Origin of the sequence: Arthrobacter sp. HMWF013, from assembly GCF_003061105.1 — a bacterium.
GTDB lineage: Bacteria > Actinomycetota > Actinomycetes > Actinomycetales > Micrococcaceae > Arthrobacter.
The window spans coordinates 1-1,940 of sequence record NZ_QAIQ01000278.1 but is presented as its reverse complement, the minus strand read 5'-3'; the positions used below and the strand labels follow the sequence as shown (position 1 = coordinate 1,940).

General features: G+C 64.9%; 2 protein-coding genes. One reads left to right on the top strand and one right to left on the bottom strand.

Features of this window, described 5'->3' with window-relative positions; genetic code table 11:
- Positions 1-1,397: ATP-binding protein (locus DBR22_RS10980; RefSeq protein ID WP_146187473.1), on the bottom strand; the 1,397-nt coding region annotated here is incomplete at its 3' end.
- 304 nt (positions 1,398-1,701) lie between these two features.
- Between DBR22_RS10980 and DBR22_RS10975 the strand changes: the two genes are divergently transcribed.
- Positions 1,702-1,940, top strand: a 239-nt coding sequence (locus DBR22_RS10975; RefSeq protein WP_146187472.1) for a ParA family protein, incomplete at its 3' end; no start/stop codon positions are given.

Genomic DNA, 1,940 nt, shown 5'->3' with positions numbered 1-1,940 from the left:
GTGCCGCGGTCAGCGGAGACACGGGCCTTCAGCAGCTGCGGGCGCTCATCGATGAAGTTGGTTGCCACGTTGCCGGCAATGAAATCCTTGTCGTCCAGCACTGCCTGCAGGAACGAGATGTTGGTGGACACCCCGCGGATACGGAATTCGGCGAGGGCGCGGCGGGCACGGGCTACCGCGGCCGGGTAGTCGCGTCCCCGGCAGCTGAGCTTGACCAGCATGGAGTCGAAGTGGGGGCTGATCTCGGCGCCCGAGTAAACGGTGCCGCCGTCGAGCCTAACCCCGGCACCGCCGGCGGAGCGGTACCCGGTGATCTTCCCGACGTCGGGCCGGAACCCGTTGGCCGGGTCTTCGGTGGTGATGCGGCACTGCAGGGCCGCACCCTTGAGCTGTACGGTCTCCTGGGAGAGTCCGAGGTCAGCGAGGGTCTCGCCGGAGGCGATCCGCAACTGGGCCTGGACCAGGTCAACATCGGTCACTTCCTCGGTGACTGTGTGCTCCACCTGGATGCGGGGGTTCATTTCGATGAACACGTGCTGTCCGGCGCGCTCACCGACGGTGTCCACCAGGAACTCAACCGTTCCGGCATTGACGTAGTTCAGCGCCTTGGCGAACTTCACCGCGTCGCGGTAGAGGGCCTGGCGGATGCCCTCGTCAAGGTTCGGCGCGGGCGCGATCTCGATGACCTTCTGGTGGCGGCGCTGGATGGAGCAGTCACGCTCGAACAGGTGGATGACGTTACCCTCGGCATCGGCCAGGATCTGCACCTCGATGTGGCGCGGGCGAAGGACTGCCTGCTCCAGGAACATGGTGGGATCGCCGAATGCGGCGTCTGCTTCACGCATGGCCGCCTGAAGGGCCTCGGGCAGGGCCTCGCGGGTGTCCACACGGCGCATGCCGCGCCCGCCACCGCCTGCGACAGCCTTGGCGAAAATGGGGAAACCGATCTCGTCGGCGGCGGCGATCAGCTCGTCCAGGTCCTTGGACGGCTCGCTGGACTTCAGGACGGGAACGCCGGCTTCCTTGGCCGCCTTCAGGGCCGCCACCTTGTTGCCTGCCAGTTCCAGCACTTCGGCCGGCGGACCGACGAAGGTGATGCCTGCGTCCTTGGCAGCGCGCGCAAGGTCCGGGTTTTCGGACAGGAAACCGTATCCGGGGTAAATGGCGTCGGCGCCGGACTCCTTGGCAACGCGCACCACTTCGGCCACGTCCAGGTAAGCCCGGACCGGATGGCCTTCCTCACCGATCAGATATGCCTCATCGGCCTTCTGGCGGTGGATCGAGTTTCGGTCTTCATTCGGAAAGACTGCAACGGTCTTTGCGCCCAGCTCGTAGCCGGCGCGGAAGGCCCTGATCGCGATTTCGCCGCGGTTGGCCACCAGAATTTTGGAAAACATTCTTCTCCTGCATCATTGCGGGTGTATCGGTAGGTGGTCACAGTGTCTAGGACCCGCGCAGACAAACACAAATCATTGTGGCCACAGTCACAGAAACCTCCGTCATGTCCCGCATGGTCCGACGGAAGCCGGCAGGCCTGGCCACACCCACTTTCCGCGATGCCATGCCGCGTTCCCGGAAGGCGGGATTCACCGGCACAATCAACATATGATGGGTGGGGCGGCAGGAGCCGCCCGGCTTCGGCACTGCCGGAGCAAACATTACCCCCAACACGGCAGCCGGCGTTAGGTTTTGGTCTCACAAGTGCAAGTAGTCAGCATCAGCAGCCTCAAGGGTGGAGTCGGCAAGACTTCCATCACCACAGGATTGGCGTCTGCGGCGCTTGCCGCGGGCATCCCCACACTGGTGGTGGACCTCGATCCCCACGCGGATGCGACCACCGCCCTGGGCGTGCAGCCAGGGGATCAGCTGGACATCGGCCGGATGCTCAAGAGCCCGCGCCGCGCCAAGCTGGCGGACAACGTCGTGGGAAGCAGCTGGAC